Consider the following 15,982-nt stretch of genomic DNA (forward strand, 5'->3'; position numbering starts at 1 on the left):
CTCCCCCTACCGGCCACGGCCGGCGCGGCACCGGGTGGGCCGTCCGCCCGATCGCGGGATGACCGCCAACCATCGATCGCCTCCCTGGTGCAGCGACCACCAAGGTTCGCCGCGCTTGGTCAGGCGCCTTGAGCGAGGGGGCGGGATGGGCTCCTTCACCACGGGCATATCTCGCGGTGTCAGGGCCGGGGGGAGGATGTGTCGGCAGCATGTCAGAACGCATCGTGCATGGCGCCCGGGAGGTGATCCGCGGGCTGCGCTTGCTGGCCGAGCGGACGCCGCCGCAGCGAGATCGCTGGGTAGATCTGCTCCGTGCGGCCGCGATCGTGCTGGTGGTGACCGGCCATTGGCTTGCCACCGTGGTGACCTATGGCGAAGGTGGCCTTGGTGGCCGCCATGTGCTGGAGGTCCTGCCGTGGACGCGATGGCTGTCGTGGCTGTTTCAGGTCATGCCGGTGTTCTTCCTGGTCGGCGGTTTCTCCAATGCCGCCTCGCTGAGGTCGTCGATGGCACGCGGCGTCCAATGGCGGGAATGGCTGGTCGGCCGCGCCGACCGGTTGCTGCGCCCGACGACGGCGTTCCTTTTCGTGATCGGAATGTCGGCCGCTCTCGCCCGCGCCCTGGGCGCCGAGCCCGACCTGATCGGGAGGGCGGTCTGGCTGGTCACGATCCCGCTGTGGTTTCTCGCCGCATATTTCGCGGTGGTGGTGCTCACTCCTGCGATGTATGCGATGCACCGCCGGTGGGGTCTTGCGGTCCCCGTGGTCCTGGCCCTTCTGGTCGGTGCGGGCGACGTTGTGCGCTTGGGCTACGGGACGGACCATGGCGGCGCGGCCAACTTCCTGCTGGCATGGTTGGCCGTACATCAGATCGGATTCGCCTGGCAGGACGGGCGGCTGCCCGCGCGGTGGGAGGTGGCCCTGCCGCTGGCCGCGCTCGGAGCCGGGTGCCTGGTGTTCCTCACGGCCGCGGGACCGTATCCGGTGAGCATGGTCGCCGTTCCGGGAGCACAGGTGCAGAACACCTCCCCGCCGACGGTCGCCCTGCTGTCCCTGGCGATCGTGCAGACCGCCCTGGTGCTGCTGTTGCAAGGCCCGGCCAACCGGTGGTTGCGGCGGCCCCGCCCGTGGATGGCGGTGGTGGGGCTCAATGCGGTGATTCTGACCGCGTTCCTGTGGCACATGACGGCACTGGCGGTGGCCGCCGTCGCGCTCTATCCAACCGGGATCTTCCCGCAGCCGCGGGTCGGCACCTCCCAGTGGCTGCTGCTGCGGCTTCCGTGGCTGGCTTGCCTGGCGTTCGTGCTGGCCTTGCTGGTGGCGCTGTTCGGATGGTCGGAGTGGCGTGGCAGAACGCGTTCCGGTCGAGGCCCGGCCGGTGTGGGCACGGACCGGAGGCCGATCGTCCGGCCAGGGGCCTCCAGCGCGCTGACCATTACCGGGCTGGCTGCGGCGCAGTTGGGACTTGTCGGTGTTGCGCTGGCGGGTCCGGAGTATCGTGCTCCGGCGGGGCTTCCCGCTGAGGTGCTGCTGGCCTATTTCGCCGGTGCGGTCACGTTGCGCCTGATCCAGCGGCGAGCGGCAGGCACCTGACCGGCTGGCCGCGTGCCGTGCCCGGGCCCGACACCCGGCCGCATCCCCTGACCACTCCACCGGCCGGTCCAGCACCCAAAACCTGATGACGGTTGATGGCGGCGTGTTCGCGTGCCACTGCGGGGCGGGATAGTGGCAGCCGACTTCCCCGCACCGGCAAGGACGCAAGGAGGTGTACTTTCCCTGAGCGAGCGCACCAAGAGCGCCGGTTCGTGATCCTGCGTCATGCATATTCGAATCGTGCCGCGAGCCGCTGGCGCTCGCTGTCCCGCTGCGGCCTCACAGAAGATCGTGACGGTGGGATCACCCGGCGTAAATCTGGCTGTGGGACGCTTCGACGGACAGACCGAGATCGTCGGGCGGGACGCCGAACTCGAGTTCGCTGTCGTCCTTCCTGGATTCGCCACGGGTCGCGTTCCTGATCGAAGGGGACGGACGCGGGAATCGGGAAGAGCACGCTGTGGCGTGCCGGGGTGGCGATGATCCCGCGCAGCTGGTGCGGCGGCTGCGGTCCGGCGGGCGGACCGGCGCGGAAATCAACGCCTAGATCCCCACCGCGGTCGGCATGCCGACGACCGGGTCCGTGGCGAACGCCTGGCTGATCACGCATCGCAGCGAGGCCGCAACTCCCCCGCCACCCGCGTCCCCGACCTTTGTGGGCAGTACATCTAGGCGAAGGCCGACGATCCTGTGATCATGGCTCTTGGTACAACGATGTACGGATGCAGGGAGGGATCGTGGCCCGATTCGCCGTGGCCGGAATGACGCTGGTCGCCGCCATATTGATGGCGCCGAACGCCTCCGCCAAGGAAATCCAGGACGTCTACGTCAAGGAGAGCGAGAGCCGCATCGCCGCGGTCGGCCCAGGATTCAAGCTCAAGCTGACCAGGCACGGGATCTCTTCGTCCATGGTGGAGGAGGAATTCGGGGATCCCGCCACGGGCAACCAGATCGTACGGCTGTCCACCGATCTGGCCGGGCGCGCGCTCCGTCCGTTCGTGTGCGAGAACGGCACGTACACGATCACGGCGGGCACGTTCCAGCGGGCCTACCGGTTCTCCTCGCTGGAACGGCGGCCCTCGATCTACCCGGAAAGGTTCCACACGTCGTTCCCTGGCTTCGTGACGCCGTTCATGGGTGAGTTCGACGCCACCGTGACCGACGAGGCGGGCACGGCACTCCGCGTGATGATCTCGGACCTCGGTTACGAGGCGCGGACGGTGGAGGGCGGTTTCCGCGGCACGTACCCCATTCACGGCTTCGTGGTGGATCAGAAGGGCACGATCCGGGACCGCATCTCGCTGCTGGGCCGTTTCCGTTCCGGACCGGGCGGCGCGGATGCCAGGTACTGGATCGAAGACCGCGGCACCTGTCACCAGAGGGCCGACCTCGGCTGGGGGGTGCCCAACACCGATCGAGTGGTGGTGACGGGTCCCTTGTTGGTCCTCCCGTTCAACGCCCCCGTCGTCACACCGAAGCGGTAGCCCACCCGTCAGGCACACTGCGGTCCAGCCCCGGAGGTGACGAGAGAACATGGCCCGTGCGGCCCGGTTCTGCAGCGGTGCGTCCGGCCGCGTCGGTGTGTTCCCGCCACTCGCGATGAGGACGTGGCTCGGGCCGGTGATCGTTGAGGGTGAAGACAGACCGGTTGGGCGGCTGTGACCGCTGTCCGGTCAAGGGGCGGCGGCGCTCGCGTCGCCGCCCCGGCCGCCCGGCTCCGCTGCTCGGCGCGTGCGAGGTGGGCGCCGGTCACCGACCGGCGGCCCGGACGGCCGCGCACCGCGGCCCGGCTCCCGGCCAGCGGCGGTCACGGGGGACGTGCTGATCGCCTCGGTGTCCGACCATGCCCACCCTCCTGGGCGCGCCAATGCCCTGGGCACCTACCGGCTGTGGCGTGACATCGGCTACACCGCCGGCGCCCTACTAGGCCCTGCGGCCAGCGCCCAGGCTCGTGCGCTCTGGTGCGGCGTTCGGCGTGCGGCTGCGGTTCAGTCCTTGAGCAGGGTCCCGGTGAGCTTGCCCTCCTTGGCACGGACGTAGCAGAGCACGTTCCGGGTGCCGGAGACCCATGCCTGCTCGTTGATCGCTTGGACACCCTGGATCATGTCCGGTGATGGTGGTTCGCGGAAGTTCGGGATGGCCTTGACACACTCGGTTTCGGCGATCTTCTTGAGGGTCTGGCGGTCCGGATAGGGACCGTCGGGTGCCTTGTAGAGGTACACGGCTTGCGCGTCGTGCGGCATTTCGCAGGAGACGTCCGTGGTCCCTCCGGAGAAGTCGCCGACCTCTCCGTCGAAGTCGAAACAGCCACCGACACCCTCGTTCGTCGACACGGGGCGAGGGACCCCGTCGCCGCCCAGCTCGGCGGGGGTGGTCCAGACCGACAGCGTTCCCGAAGCGATCATCGCCACCGCGACGGCCGACGAGACGGCGCCTGTGGCGATGCCGCCGATGGCCAGACCTTGCCCGCGTTCTCCGGTACGCCGGATCCGGACCAGCGCCACGACGCCGAGAACCGGCCCGATGACCGACAGGCAGCCGGAGATCCCGGTGACCAGTGAGGCGATCGCCAGCCGGGAGGTCTTCGATGCAACGCCCGTGGGTCCAGGCGGAGGCGTCGTCATGCGCCGAGACAATACTGATCACGTGTCCGCGACACCATGGCGTTGTGCAATCGTGACGATCATGCCGGGCTTCCGCCGGGCGCCATTTCCCTTTGGGGATCAGCTCCACCCAGCACTGGGCGAGCGCGCATGCGCCGAGACCGCAGGTCGGCTGACTCACGCCGACCATCGCCGGCGGCCATGGACGCGGCGGGCGGTGGGCAGCATCTCGACCAGGTCCGCCATCGTCAGCCCGGCCGGCTCCAGGAGCGCGGCGACCTCATGGACGGTCCGGCAGTACCCGCGCAGATACCTCAGGTACCGCACGCGCAGCAGGGCCACGCCATCAAGATCGATCAGTTCGATGTCCCAGCCTCCTGGGGCGACCCACCTCCTACTCACGCCATGCAGGCTATGAGCTGGCCGAACGTGCTGGTGCCGGGGTGAGGTGGGCCGCTTTGGCGCCGAGGCCGACCATGCAGCCTTGAGCGCCCTGGCCCGCGCCTCGGATCATGATGGTCGGGCTTCTGGTGACGGATGGACGATCCCTGGGTGCGGTGCATTGCCCTGCTTGGGTGCGTCGCGGGCCAGCAGATATCGGCTCGTCATGGGTAGGAGGTGTCATAGACCCCTACCGGGGCGCCCATGGCCTCCTGGAGTGATTCCAATAGCCGCTCCAGTTCGCGTCCCTCGGGCTCGTTCAGGAACGCGATCACGGCGGCGTGGACGTCCACCGTCGCGTCCGGATGGTCCGCGTCGTATTCACCCATGAGGAAGCGGGCGAAGGTCGGCGAGCCCGGGCCTACCAAAGGTCGACGCATTCGTCATGGCACGCGGCCACCGGGCCATTGCAGAAGGTGAAGATGCAGAGAAGCATGGCCCAGTTGTTGGGGATCAGCCTGCAGGCGGCGACTTCCGTACTGCAATTGCTCGCCAGGCACCGGACCATGCAGGCGAAATACTGCGCTGGAGAGAGCGGTTCGACCTCGCCCGGCCGCGTCAGAGGGACGGATGTGAATTGCCAGGCGTCGACGTTGACCCTCCCGTCCGCGATCACCGCCGAGGGATCCCCGCTGACGATCTCCAGCGTCCCGGTCACCTTGCCGCCGGCCACCCGCCGAATGAGCACCGCGGCGCGCGCCGGGTCGTTGTCGCGGGGGGCGTAGACCGATACCACGAGCGGTTCCGAACGCGTTCCGCCGACGGTGTCGCCTTCCGGTCTCAGCTGGAACCCGTGCTCCCGCAGGCGGGCGCGGACGGCGTCCATGCGGTCGTAGCCCGCCATCCGGCGCCGGATGGCCGCCTGTTCGTCGGGGGTGAACTTCCGCGCCGATCGAGCGTGCGCGGTCCCGGGGACGATGACCGAGCCGGCGACCACGCCCAGGCCGATCAGGCCGGTACGCAGGAAGTTCCGTCGTCCTCCGTCGTCCTCGGCGTGATCCTCGCCGAGCGCCCTGAGGACTGCCATGCTGCGCCGCGGGCCCAGGAGCCGTACGAGCGCCGACACCATTCTCCTCCCCGTCAGCAGCCGGGGACGGGGGCCGGACAGCACCACCAGGGCGGGCCGGTTCGGGAGTTCGACGCCGGCGTCGGCCGCCCACCGCGCAGCGCGCGGATCGGTGAGCCGCACGGCGTCCAGTCTGCCCGCGGAGACCTCCACGACCTCGGCGGCAAGGCGCCCGCAGCGGCCGCACGTGCCCTCGAACAGCAGAATGTGCTCGGTCATGAGTACCTCCTTTTAAGGAGAATCGGGCAGCATTGATCCCATCGATGACGTGGCTCTTGATTTCGTAACATGAAAGTAGGCGGATTCGGGTACCGCTCCTAGGGCCGAAGGGCCCCAATGCCGTCCGACCGGCCATTCTCCCGGACGTAGAAAAACAGCCCCGTCCGACAGGCCCCTGGGAGAGGCGAGGAGTTGATCTCCTCCTTCTCCCCGGCGACTCATGGCGCCTCGGGCGATCAACTTCTCGACCTCACTGCGCTTTTCCTATTGCATGGGCTTCGCCGTGGCGGTCAGGCTGCTGGGCGGCCGTCATTCGGGGAGGTCCTGGGCATCCGACCTGTGGGTCGTGCCGGCTGGGGTCGTGAGCTGATCGCCGAGGCGGCTGCGCCTGGCGCATCCGCCCGAGTTCGACCTCATGGCGCGCGTCGCGGGCCTCGGCCTGCGCGAACGGTGGGGCGAGCCGTACACCGCCTCCGGCCGGCGCCATGTCAGCGTCTACGAGCGGCGGTCGCGCCTCCTGACCGGGCGGTGCGCTCCGCGCGACGGGGTTCCACCTTGTTGCGATTATTGTGCAAGTGCCGCATGTGACACCATGTGCGGTGTAGGCGACGGCGGACGAGGAAGCCGGTGCGAATCCGGCGCGGTCCCGCCACTGTGATCGGCGAGCGGATCCCGAACCATGCCACTGCCCGCGTACGCGGGCGGGAAGGCCGGGACGAGCGTTGACCCGAGAGCCAGGAGACTCACGCGGTCGCCTCCTCGATGGAACTGGGGCGGATCTCCCCAGAGAGGAGGGGCTGTATGCCCGTGGGTTCTCCGGGCCCGGCACCGTGCCGGGTGACGGTGTGCCGGGATTGCTGCTGCGGCCGTCCCAAGGTGACCGGCATCGATCACGACGACCAGCTGGCGCGGCTGACCGAGGCCGTCCCGGTCCGTGTCTCGCACTGCCTGGACGTGTGCGAGCGGGCCAACGTCATCGTCGTGCAGCCCTCGTCCGCCGGCCGCGCGCGGGGCGCGCGGCCGGTGTGGCTGGGGCTGGTGAACGACTCCGCGGCCACAGAGGACATCGTCGCCTGGGTGCGCGCCGGCGGTCCCGGGCTCGCCGAGCCTCCCGCCGTTCTGGACCTGTACTCCTTCACGCCGCCGCGACGTCCGGCGGCCGGTTCGTACCGTGAGAGGTGATGTCATGATCCGCATGCGCCCCGGCGTGGTGCTGGCGGCGGTGCTGCTGGTGGCGGGATGCGGTGGCGGTACGGAGCGCGCCACCGCCGGGCCGGGGGGCGCGCCGCCGTCCGGGTTTCCGGTGACGGTGGCCAGCTGCGGGGTGACCACGACGTACCAGCGGCCGCCGCAGCGCGCGGTGTCGCTGAACCAGCACGCGACCGAGGTGATGCTGGCGCTCGGGCTGGAGAAGTCGATGGTGGGCACCGGATACCTCGACGACAGGGTGCTGCCGGAGTTCCAGGCCGCCTACGGCCGGGTGAAGGTGATCTCCAAGGAGTACCCCTCGTTCGAGACCCTGCTGGCGGCCGAGCCCGACTTCGTCTACGGCGGCTGGAAGAGCGCCTTCGAGGAGAAGGAAGGGCGCTCCCGGGCCGCGCTGAAGAAGGCCGGGATCGACACCCACCTCAACGGCGAGGAGTGCCCCGAGGGGCCGGTCACCATGGCCACCGTCGAGGAAGAGCTCCGGACCCTCGCCAAGATCTTCGGCGTCCCGGACCGGGCCGACCGGCGGATCGCCTCGCTGCGCGCCGTCCTGGACGGCGTCAGGGGCAGGCTGTCGGGCGTCTCCCCGGTCAAGGTGGCCGTCTACGACAGCGGCGAGAAGACGGTGTTCACGGCGGGCGGCGCCGGGATCGGCAACGAGATGATCCGCCTGGCCGGCGGCACCAACCTGTTCGCCGACGTGGACAAGCCCTACGGGGACGTCTCGTTCGAGCAGTTCGCCGAGCGCGCACCCGACGTGATCCTCATCTACGACTACGGCGACCGGTCCGCCGAGGACAAGAAGAGGTTCCTGCTGGGCAACCCGGCGCTCAAGGACGTCCCCGCCATCGAGAACGAGCGGTTCGCGACACTGCCGCTGTCGTCCACGGTCACCGGCGTGCGGGTGGCGGCCGCGGTCGACTCGCTGGCCCGGCAGCTGCACCCGGACCGCTTCAGGTGACCGACCTGGCCGAACCGCGCGCCGCCGGCGCCCCGGCCACGGACGGCGCGGGCGCGCCCCGGTCCCGGCGGCGCGTCCCCTACGCGCTGGTGCTGGCGGCGCTGGTCGCGCTGGTGCTGGCGGCGGCGACGGCCGGGATCGCCGCCGGGTCGGTACGGGTCCCGCCCGACCAGGTCTGGGGCATCCTCCTGCATCGGATCCATCCCGCACTGGCCGCCCCCGACTGGACGCCCGTCCGCGCGACGATCGTGCTGGACGTCCGGCTCCCCCGCGTCCTGCTGTGCGCGGTCGTCGGCGCGGGCCTGTCGGTGTGCGGCATGGCGCTCCAGGCGCTGGTGCGCAACCCGCTCGCCGATCCCATGCTGCTGGGGGTCTCGTCCGGCGCGACGGTCGGGGCGGTCCTGGTCGTGGTGCTGCACGTGTCCTGGTTCGGGGCGTTCTCGCTGCCGCTGGCCGCGTTCACCGGGGCGCTGCTGGCGCTGGTCCTGGTGTACTTCCTGGCCCGGGCCGGCGGGCGGATGACCACGGTACGGCTGGTGCTGGCGGGCGTCACCACCGCCGAGGTCCTGTCGGCGGTGGCCAGCTACCTGGTCATCACCTCCGATGATCCGCACGGCGCCGAGGCGGCGCTGCGCTGGACGCTCGGCGGGCTGGCCGGCACCACCTGGACGGTGCTGTGGATCCCGGCGGCCGCCGTACTCGCCGGCACGGCCGTCCTGCTGGGCCTGTCCCGGCCGCTCAACCTGCTGCTGGCCGGAGAGGAGGCCGCCGCCGCGCTGGGCCTGGACGTGCACCGCTTCCGCGCCGCCATGTTCGTGCTGGTCGCCCTCATGGTCGGGACGGTCGTCGCGGTCAGCGGCTCGATCGGCTTCGTCGGCCTGATCATGCCGCATGTGGTGCGGCTGCTGGTGGGCGCCGACCACCGCCGCGCGCTGCCCGCCGCCGCGCTGCTCGGCGCGGCCTTCCTGGTCTCCGCCGACCTGGTCGCCCGCACCCTGATCAGCCCCGAGGAGATCCCGGTGGGCATCCTCACCGCCCTGGTCGGCGGACCGTTCTTCCTGTTCCTGATGCGGCGGAAGGCGGCCCGGTGACCGGCGGGCCCGAGACGTTGCGGGCCGAGGAGGTGACGGTCGTGGCGGGAGGCCGTCCCCTGGTGGAGAACGTCTCGCTGGAGGTGGCGCCCGGGGAGGTCGTGGGGCTGGTGGGTCCCAACGGCGCGGGCAAGTCGACGCTGCTGCGCACCTTCTACCGCGCGCTGCGTCCCACCTCCGGACGCGTCCTCCTGGACGGCGACGACATCTGGCGCATGCCGGGCAAACGCCTCGCGCGGCGGCTGGCCGCCGTCCTCCAGGACTCCGCCGGCGACTTCGAGCTGACCGTCTACGACGTGGTGGCGATGGGCCGTACCCCGCACAAGCGCGCCTTCCAGGGCGACGACGCGGCCGACCGCGGCCTCATCACCGCCGCGCTCGCCGAGATGGAGGCCGCGCACCTGGTGGACGCCCCGTTCGACCGGCTGTCGGGCGGCGAGAAGCAGCGCGTCCTGATCGCCCGCGCCCTCGCCCAACGGACCGGGACCCTCGTCCTGGACGAACCCACCAACCATCTCGACCTGCGCCACCAGATCGACGCTCTCCGGCTGGTCCGCCGCCTGGAGGCCACCACGATCGTCGCGCTGCACGACCTCAACCTCGCCGCCGCCCACTGCGACCGCCTCTGCGTCCTGGACGGCGGCCGCCTGGTCGCCGACGGGACGCCCGCCGAGGTGCTCACGCCCGCATTGCTGGCCCGGGTCTACCGCGTGGACGCCGAGGTGGCCGCACACCCGCGTACCGGCTTCCAGCAGATCACCGTCCTTCCCGAACGCGACGCCGAGCGGCGGGAGGAAGGCCGATGACGCTACGCCACCGGCCTTCCGGAGCGGATCGACGCGTGCGCCGCCCGGCTGCGGTCCCCCGCCCCGTTCCGCGCGGTCGCGCACGGCGTCCTCGTCGGCCGCGCGCCGGGTGAGCGGCTCCGCCGGGCATGTCCGTCCCGGCCGTCGCCGGCGGACGGTGAACTCCGCGGGCACGTGCTGCGTACGACGACACGTGTACGAGCGGGACGGGCACGAGGTGGTGGCCTGGAGGCGATGGATCACGGCCCTCCGGGCCTGGGGATGCTGCTGATGCACGCGGTGAGCGTGCTGCTGACCTCGGCCTGGCTGGAGTGGGGTGAGGCTCGGCTGTGCGCCCTGGGCCGGCAGCTGGCCGGCCGGGTGCTGCGTCCGCTGCTGTTCCTGCTCTATCTCACGGCCGGGACGGCTGCCGCCGGGCCCCGCCCGTTCTCGCGCACGCGCGCCGATGAGCGCGCGCCGGCGCGCGCCGTGCTGCGGTACGCCGTGGTGCGGCGCGGTCCTCCTGTGGCGTCGTGCGTCCCGGGTACGGCCGCCTGATCGGCATCCGATCCTGATCCCTTCCTGAACCGCCGATCCGGCGCTCCTGGGGCGACGCGGGCCGCCGGGCCCGCCGCGGTGCCCTGTCACCGCGCCGCCCGGCGTCCTTCACCTCTCGTCCAGGACCCTCACTCTTGATGTGCATGGGGTCGGACGGGCTTTGCGGCGCGTGTCTCTAGGCTCGCGGACGGGCAGGAGCGGTCGCCGACAACGCGCGCGACGCCACGGGCGCCGTAGCGGCCTGATCCATCTGGACGAGGAGGAGCACGGCGTCGTCCGTCGGCCGGCCGCCGGTGTGCCGGAGGAGGTCGTCGCGCAACGCGTCGAGGAACGCTCCCGGGTCCTGCTCGCCGGCCAGCGCCGCCGCCCGCGCCGCGAGCGGGAACGGTCTCCCCTCCTCGTCCCGCGCGCCGGTGACCCCGTCGGTGTACAGCAGCAGCCGGTCCGCACCGTCCAGCCTGATCTGCTGCACGTCAAGGCGGCCGTCGCCGAGGTGCAGCAGGCCCAGCGGCGGTGAGGGCCGCATCTCCACCTCGGCCGCCCCGGCCGGCCGCAGCAGCACCGGCGGCGGATGCCCGCAGCTGAGCAGGCTGACCACCGGACCCGAGACCTGGACGAACAGGGCCGTGACGATTCCCTCCTCCGGAGAGGACCGGGCCAGCACGCCCTGCAGGTGGGCCGCCAGCAGCGGCAGCCGCTCCTCCGTCCAGGCTCCGCCCCGGAACGCGCAACTGACCTCGGTGCTGATGCCGAAGGCCGCACCGCCCCGGCCGGCCACGTCTCCCACGAGCATCCGCACTCCGAAGGGCGTGTCCTCGACCGAGCACATGTCGGCCGGCATCCGGGCGTCCGCCGGCCCCAGATACCTGACCTCCGTGCGCAGCGAGCGGACCCGCTCCGGTACGGGCCGCTGGATGATCCGCTTCATCATCTGCCGGGCGGACCTGGAGTTCTCCTGGACGTCGTCCAGCACCCGGCTCTGCCTCTGGAACAGGCGCACACCGGCCGAGGCGACGGCCCCCATGGCCACGACGCCGACCAGCATCGAGCCCATCGACAGCGGCCTGATCTGCCAGTTCGGGAATCCGAGTGTCGCGGCCAGCATGACGGTCGCTCCGGCCACCCACAACGGCCGGCGCGCGTCCGCCCGCCCCGAGACCGCCAGCACCGGCACCAGGACATAGAGCGGCAGTACCGAACGGTCCGTGCCCACGATGGCGTCCAGCCCGGCGATGACCAGCGCCACGGCCGTCGCCGCCGCTTCGGGAACGCCGACTCGCCTGACCAGGATGTGCACCTTCGGACCGCCCTCTGAACACGACTGCTACCCGGAAACGGTAATCAGCCGGCTGCGCACAGTCCCAGGATCGGCACTTCCAGCCGGATCCGGCCGAGCCGCCCCGCACGGCGATCGGACGGGTCCTTTCCGGGGAGGCGTGCGGGCGGCTTGCGATCGCCGGGGCTCTGGGCCTACCTTGATAGGGCAGTCGTACAGGGCGACTGTTCAGGATGGAGGCGGCAGGGTGGTCTCTCCGGCGGCCGAGCGCGGACGCGAGGTACGGCGGCGGCTGCTCCAGGCCGCGGCCGAGCTGATCCCCGAGCGCGGCTGGACCGCGGTGAGCACGCGGATCCTCGCCGAGCGGGCGGGGGTGACGCCCAGCGTGGTGCACTACCACTACCCCTCCGTGAACGCGTTGCTGAACGAGGCCGTGACCGCGGCTATGCGCGACTTCACCGCCGGCCTGCGGCCGCTGCTCGATGCCGCCGGCTCCCCCGCCGAGGTCGTGGAGGCGCTGCTCGCCTCGGTCGAGCGTTCCGCCGGGGAGGAGCCGGGGCTGCTGCTGTTCATGGAGGCGTTCCTGGCCGCCGCGCGCGACGAGCCGCTGCGCGAGGCGATCGCCGGGGCCTTCCTGGAGTTCCGGAACGAGCTGGCTCGGCGCTTCGACGAGCAGGGCGTCCCGTCCCCGGAGCGGACCGCGGCGGCCGTGATGGCGGTGATCGACGGTCTGGTGCTGCACCGGGCGCTGGCCCCGGCACCGGACGGCACCGCGGAGGTCCTGCGCAGGCTGGTCGGGTGAGGAGGACCATGGAGATCGTCAGGCGGGTGGATCCGCCGAAGGGGATCGGCCGGTGGCTCTTCCGGCTGCCGCTGCACGCCTACCGGTGGGGGTTCGGCTGGGTGTTCGGCCACCGGATCCTGGTGCTGCACCATGTCGGCAGGGTCACCGGGAAGCGGCGGCAGGTGGTGCTGGAGGTCGTGTCGCGGGACGCGGGCGGCTACGTGGTCGCGTCGGGGTTCGGGCGGAAGTCGGCGTGGTACCGCAACATCGAGCAGAAGCCGGACGTGGTCGTGCAGGTCGGCGGGCGGGTCGTGCCCGTGACGGCCGAGCCGCTCGGCGCGGAGGCGGGCGCGGAGGTCTTCGGCCGGTACGCGTCCCGGCATCGCTTCCTGGCGAAACGTCTGCTCCCGCGGCTGATGGGGTACTCGGTCGACGGATCGGAGGAGGACTTCCGGGCCGTGGGGCTCCGCATCCCGTTCGTCCGCCTCGTCCCCCGCGTTTGAGGGCGTGGAGACGGCCGGCACCGGGGCGGCGGCGCTGCCGCGGCCGCCGCCCCGGTGCCGGGCCGGCCTTCGGGAGTCAGCCGGCCGCCGGGCCCAGGTGCTGGAGGAAGAACTCGGTCATGAGGTCGAGGCACCTCTTGAACTGCTCGCCGTAGACGACGAAGTGGCCGCCCGGGAGGGTGACGAGCCGCTTGGGGTGCAGGGCTCGTTCGTACGCGGCGAAGGCCAGGTCGCTGTGGGTGAGGATGTCGTTCTGGGCGACGACCAGCAGCAGCGGCGTCGGCGAGATGCGGGAGATGTAGTCACCGGGTTCGTAGCCGGAGATCGCCTCCACCGAGCGCAGGGTCACCTCGTTGCGCCAGGTCTCCAGCCGCTCGGGCGGGATCGACCGGTACCACTCGTAGGTCTGCCGGTCCGCCAGCGCGGCGGGCTCCCCGGGCGTGGCGGTGATCAGCGGGATCATCGCGGGAGGTTCGCCGGCGAAGCGGGCGAGCCGGTCGGCGTCGAAGGACCTGCGCACTTCGGCTAGCCCTTCGCTGGGGATGAACCGGGACAGGGTCGTCCCGCCGCTGATGACGGGCACCTGGGAGTAGACGGCCTTGACCCGCCGGTCCACGGCGGCCACGACGAGCACGTGACCGCCCGAGTAGCTCGAGCCGAACACCCCGATGCGGCCGGAGTCCACTTCTGGACGCGTGCACAGGAAGGTGATGGCGTCCCGGTACCCCTGGATCTGCGTCCACGGATCGGCCTCCTGGCGGGGTTCGCCGTCGCTGGCGCCGAAGCAGGCGTGGTCGTAGAGGACCACCGCGAACCCGGCCGCGGCGAGCGCTTCGGCGATGTCGTCGGTGTACTGCTCCTTGACCGCCCCGAAGCCGTGGGTCACCACCACGGCCGGGTACGGGCCGGGCGTGCCGTCGGGGGTGTGGAACCATCCGCGGAGGGTCGTTCCGGCCGAGGTGAACTCGATGTCCTGTCGCATGCGCCGGTCCTTTCTAGGTGCGAGGAGGTTCTCCCTGCGCGTCACGGAGCCGTGGTCGGCTTTGCGGGCGGGTGAAGGCGCCGTTCAGGGCGCCCGCGTGGACGGTGGCGGCGGCGGTCTCGGCGAGGGCGTCGTCGACCTCCCCGCGTACGACGAGCATTCGGTAGTAGACGGGGGCGCCGACGGCGTTGATGACCGCGATGCCGTCGGTCTCCGGGGGGAGTTCGCCGCGCCGTACGGCCCGCTCCACGATCTCCGACGCGAGCCGGTTGCGCTCTGCCATCACCGCCGCCCAGGCGGCGGACGCCTCCGGCGAGCGGAGGGCGGCGGCGATCACACCCTCGACGAGGGCGCGATGCCCGGGCTGCCGGTAGAGAGCGGCGATCTCCAGGGCGAGGGCGCGCAGGTCGTTCTCGAAGGAGCCGGTGTCGGGAATCGGGATCTCGGTCTTGCCCAGCTCCCCCAGCAGGTCGATGACCAGGCCCTCGACGTTGCGCCACCGCCGGTACAGCGTGGCCACGTGCACTCCTGAACGCTCGGCCACGCGTTCCAGGGTGAGCCCGGCGTAACCGGCCTCCTCCATCTCGGCGCGGGTCGCCTCCAGCACCGCGCCGCGGGTACGCGCCGTCCGGCCACCGGGACGCACCGCTCCGATCGCCTGCGGCATCTCGCCCATACGGCACCGTCCCGGTTTCTATGACCTGGATCACAACCTAACACGAATTTTTTCGCATTTATAGCCCCTACGCGGCCCGCCGGCGTCGCCACACCGGTCGACTAGTCAGTCTTGCTAAGTACCGGTAGTCAGTGTTACTTTGTACCGGTAGTCAGCGCCACTGAGTAGCTGGGAGGGGGTTCATGGACAAGCAGTTGACGGAGATGCTCAAGGGCACGCTCGAAGGCTGCGTGCTCGAGATCATCGGCAGCGAGGAGACCTACGGGTACGCCATCACGCGCCGGCTGAACGAACTCGGCTTCCACGATGTCGTCGAGGGGACGGTTTACGCCATCCTGCAGCGGCTGGAGAAGAACGGGCTCGTCCAGGTGACGAAACGACCGTCCGAGCAGGGACCGCCGCGCAAGTTCTACGTGCTCAACAGCGCGGGACGCGAAGAACTCGCGACGTTCTGGGCGAAGTGGGAGTTCATCACATCACGCATCGAGAAGCTCAAGGAGGGCGGCGGATGAAGTTCTGGGAGACCGTGACGGGAAGCGACCTCACCAGGGAATGGAAGGCGTTCCAGGCGCGGGCCGAAGCACTGCCGGCCGACCACCGGGCGGCGTGGGAGCAGATCGTCGGGAATCTCATGCCCTACTCGGACTTCACGGGCCGGAACCTGATGCGCATCCTCGACGGTGCCCTGGGGCTGCTCGAAGAGTCGGCGGCGGAAGGGCAGAGCGTCGACGAGGTGCTGGGCGACGACGTCGCGGGCTTCTGCGCGGCGCTGGCCGGCGGCGAAGGGGCCCGGAGCCATCGCGACCGGTGGCGCGAGCAGCTGAACAGGAACGTCGCGAGGAAACTGGGCCGGCTGGGAGGCTGACATGGGCATCCGGGACATCATCGAAGGCAAGAAGCAGTGGCGGGCGCACATGGCACGCGTCAAGGCGCTCCCGCCGGACTACCAGATCGTCTACAAGGAGATCCAGAAGTACCTCTTCAAGGTCGGGCCGGTCGACCTGCTCGAAGGGACTCTGCTCTCGGACATGCTCGATTTCTTCGAAGAGGGCGTCGCGTCCGGCCGGGGAGTCCTGGAACTCATCGGCGACGATGTCGCCGCCTTCTGCGACGACCTGATCAAGGACTCGCGCACCTACGCGGAGATCCACCAGGAGTCCGTCAGCGGGAAATCCGGCACGGCCGAGAAGTGACGCCCGCCCACCGGCGCCGGCGGAATCCCTGCACGGGCGAGCCGGA

The 15,982-nt window shown here is 70.9% G+C and carries 19 protein-coding genes and 1 riboswitch; of the genes, 12 read left to right on the plus strand and 7 right to left on the minus strand.

Annotated features, from left to right (window positions below; translation table 11 throughout):
* Positions 1–209: 209 nt before the first annotated feature.
* Positions 210–1,592, plus strand: coding sequence for an acyltransferase family protein (locus ACA361_RS17185; RefSeq protein WP_375012993.1), 1,383 nt, complete (start codon positions 210–212; stop codon positions 1,590–1,592).
* A gap of 737 nt (positions 1,593–2,329) precedes the next feature.
* Positions 2,330–3,076: a hypothetical protein gene (locus ACA361_RS17190; RefSeq protein WP_375012994.1), complete on the plus strand. Its 747-nt coding sequence runs from the start codon at positions 2,330–2,332 to the stop codon at positions 3,074–3,076.
* A 504-nt stretch (positions 3,077–3,580) separates the two neighbouring features.
* Here ACA361_RS17190 and ACA361_RS17195 read toward each other — a convergent pair.
* The 4 genes from ACA361_RS17195 to ACA361_RS17210 all read right to left on the minus strand — a co-directional run bounded on the left by ACA361_RS17195 (position 3,581) and on the right by ACA361_RS17210 (position 5,921).
* The gene (locus ACA361_RS17195) at positions 3,581–4,216 is read right to left on the minus strand and encodes a DUF4190 domain-containing protein (protein WP_375012995.1); all 636 of its coding nucleotides are present in this window, start codon (positions 4,214–4,216) and stop codon (positions 3,581–3,583) included.
* Positions 4,217–4,372: 156 nt separating this feature from the next.
* Entirely contained in the window at positions 4,373–4,597 is a 225-nt protein-coding gene (locus ACA361_RS17200; protein ID WP_375012996.1) for a hypothetical protein, read from the minus strand.
* 203 nt (positions 4,598–4,800) lie between these two features.
* A complete protein-coding gene (locus ACA361_RS17205; RefSeq protein WP_375012997.1) occupies positions 4,801–4,965 on the minus strand; it encodes a hypothetical protein in 165 nt (54 codons plus the stop codon).
* A 32-nt stretch (positions 4,966–4,997) separates the two neighbouring features.
* Positions 4,998–5,921, minus strand: a complete 924-nt coding sequence (locus ACA361_RS17210; RefSeq protein WP_375012998.1) for a hypothetical protein — start codon at positions 5,919–5,921, stop codon at positions 4,998–5,000.
* Between the two features lie 556 nt (positions 5,922–6,477).
* Positions 6,478–6,685: riboswitch (cobalamin riboswitch) on the plus strand.
* Positions 6,686–6,797: 112 nt separating this feature from the next.
* Between ACA361_RS17210 and ACA361_RS17215 the strand changes: the two genes are divergently transcribed.
* From ACA361_RS17215 to ACA361_RS17235, 5 genes are all read left to right on the plus strand, one after another.
* Positions 6,798–7,103, plus strand: a complete 306-nt coding sequence (locus tag ACA361_RS17215; RefSeq protein WP_375012999.1) for a (2Fe-2S) ferredoxin domain-containing protein — start codon at positions 6,798–6,800, stop codon at positions 7,101–7,103.
* 4 nt (positions 7,104–7,107) lie between these two features.
* Positions 7,108–8,088, plus strand: coding sequence for an ABC transporter substrate-binding protein (locus ACA361_RS17220; protein ID WP_375013000.1), 981 nt, complete (start codon positions 7,108–7,110; stop codon positions 8,086–8,088).
* A 5-nt stretch (positions 8,089–8,093) separates the two neighbouring features.
* Positions 8,094–9,179: a FecCD family ABC transporter permease gene (locus ACA361_RS17225; RefSeq protein WP_375013551.1), complete on the plus strand. Its 1,086-nt coding sequence runs from the start codon at positions 8,094–8,096 to the stop codon at positions 9,177–9,179.
* Positions 9,176–9,985, plus strand: coding sequence for an ABC transporter ATP-binding protein (locus ACA361_RS17230; RefSeq protein WP_375013001.1), 810 nt, complete (start codon positions 9,176–9,178; stop codon positions 9,983–9,985). The genes ACA361_RS17225 and ACA361_RS17230 overlap by 4 nt, the downstream gene beginning before the upstream one ends.
* Positions 9,986–10,219: 234 nt before the next feature.
* Positions 10,220–10,522, plus strand: coding sequence for a hypothetical protein (locus tag ACA361_RS17235; RefSeq protein WP_375013002.1), 303 nt, complete (start codon positions 10,220–10,222; stop codon positions 10,520–10,522).
* Positions 10,523–10,697: 175 nt separating this feature from the next.
* On the opposite strand, the gene ACA361_RS17240 is transcribed toward ACA361_RS17235, so the two are convergent.
* The gene (locus ACA361_RS17240; RefSeq protein ID WP_375013003.1) at positions 10,698–11,819 is read right to left on the minus strand and encodes a PP2C family protein-serine/threonine phosphatase; all 1,122 of its coding nucleotides are present in this window, start codon (positions 11,817–11,819) and stop codon (positions 10,698–10,700) included.
* 226 nt (positions 11,820–12,045) lie between these two features.
* Here ACA361_RS17240 and ACA361_RS17245 point away from each other — a divergent pair, with 226 nt between their 5' ends.
* Both ACA361_RS17245 and ACA361_RS17250 read left to right on the plus strand, forming a co-directional pair.
* Positions 12,046–12,600, plus strand: coding sequence for a TetR/AcrR family transcriptional regulator (locus ACA361_RS17245; protein ID WP_375013004.1), 555 nt, complete (start codon positions 12,046–12,048; stop codon positions 12,598–12,600).
* An 8-nt stretch (positions 12,601–12,608) separates the two neighbouring features.
* Complete coding sequence (locus tag ACA361_RS17250) at positions 12,609–13,085, plus strand: nitroreductase family deazaflavin-dependent oxidoreductase (RefSeq protein WP_375013005.1); 477 nt, start codon at positions 12,609–12,611, stop codon at positions 13,083–13,085.
* 76 nt (positions 13,086–13,161) lie between these two features.
* Here ACA361_RS17250 and ACA361_RS17255 read toward each other — a convergent pair whose 3' ends face one another.
* Entirely contained in the window at positions 13,162–14,067 is a 906-nt protein-coding gene (locus ACA361_RS17255; RefSeq protein ID WP_375013006.1) for an alpha/beta hydrolase, read from the minus strand.
* A gap of 13 nt (positions 14,068–14,080) precedes the next feature.
* Positions 14,081–14,743, minus strand: a complete 663-nt coding sequence (locus ACA361_RS17260; protein WP_375013007.1) for a TetR/AcrR family transcriptional regulator — start codon at positions 14,741–14,743, stop codon at positions 14,081–14,083.
* Positions 14,744–14,925: 182 nt separating this feature from the next.
* On the opposite strand from ACA361_RS17260, the gene ACA361_RS17265 reads away from it, so the two are divergent.
* From ACA361_RS17265 to ACA361_RS17275, 3 genes are read left to right on the plus strand one after another with little or no spacing between them, the layout of a single operon-like run.
* Positions 14,926–15,255, plus strand: coding sequence for a PadR family transcriptional regulator (locus ACA361_RS17265; protein ID WP_375013008.1), 330 nt, complete (start codon positions 14,926–14,928; stop codon positions 15,253–15,255).
* Positions 15,252–15,608, plus strand: a complete 357-nt coding sequence (locus ACA361_RS17270) for a DUF1048 domain-containing protein (RefSeq protein ID WP_375013009.1) — start codon at positions 15,252–15,254, stop codon at positions 15,606–15,608. Before ACA361_RS17265 ends, ACA361_RS17270 begins: the two co-directional genes overlap by 4 nt.
* Position 15,609: 1 nt before the next feature.
* A complete protein-coding gene (locus ACA361_RS17275; protein ID WP_375013010.1) occupies positions 15,610–15,936 on the plus strand; it encodes a DUF1048 domain-containing protein in 327 nt (108 codons plus the stop codon).
* The last annotated feature ends 46 nt before the right edge of the window (positions 15,937–15,982 follow it).

The sequence above is a fragment of the Actinomadura sp. 21ATH genome (assembly GCF_041951345.1).
Lineage (GTDB): Bacteria > Actinomycetota > Actinomycetes > Streptosporangiales > Streptosporangiaceae > Spirillospora.

Excerpts from the sequence above, each read along its gene's own strand:
- ACA361_RS17250 (WP_375013005.1), top strand. The coding sequence starts at position 12,609 with ATGGAGATCGTCAGGCGGGTGGATCCGCCGAAGGGGATCGGCCGGTGG.
- ACA361_RS17210 (WP_375012998.1), bottom strand. The coding sequence starts at position 5,921 with ATGACCGAGCACATTCTGCTGTTCGAGGGCACGTGCGGCCGCTGCGGG.
- ACA361_RS17275 (WP_375013010.1), top strand. The coding sequence starts at position 15,610 with ATGGGCATCCGGGACATCATCGAAGGCAAGAAGCAGTGGCGGGCGCAC.
- ACA361_RS17270 (WP_375013009.1), top strand. The coding sequence starts at position 15,252 with ATGAAGTTCTGGGAGACCGTGACGGGAAGCGACCTCACCAGGGAATGG.
- ACA361_RS17220 (WP_375013000.1), top strand. The coding sequence starts at position 7,108 with ATGATCCGCATGCGCCCCGGCGTGGTGCTGGCGGCGGTGCTGCTGGTG.
- ACA361_RS17255 (WP_375013006.1), bottom strand. The coding sequence starts at position 14,067 with ATGCGACAGGACATCGAGTTCACCTCGGCCGGAACGACCCTCCGCGGA.
- ACA361_RS17195 (WP_375012995.1), bottom strand. The coding sequence starts at position 4,216 with ATGACGACGCCTCCGCCTGGACCCACGGGCGTTGCATCGAAGACCTCC.
- ACA361_RS17235 (WP_375013002.1), top strand. The coding sequence starts at position 10,220 with ATGGATCACGGCCCTCCGGGCCTGGGGATGCTGCTGATGCACGCGGTG.
- ACA361_RS17265 (WP_375013008.1), top strand. The coding sequence starts at position 14,926 with ATGGACAAGCAGTTGACGGAGATGCTCAAGGGCACGCTCGAAGGCTGC.
- ACA361_RS17185 (WP_375012993.1), top strand. The coding sequence starts at position 210 with ATGTCAGAACGCATCGTGCATGGCGCCCGGGAGGTGATCCGCGGGCTG.
- ACA361_RS17260 (WP_375013007.1), bottom strand. The coding sequence starts at position 14,743 with ATGGGCGAGATGCCGCAGGCGATCGGAGCGGTGCGTCCCGGTGGCCGG.
- ACA361_RS17205 (WP_375012997.1), bottom strand. The coding sequence starts at position 4,965 with ATGGGTGAATACGACGCGGACCATCCGGACGCGACGGTGGACGTCCAC.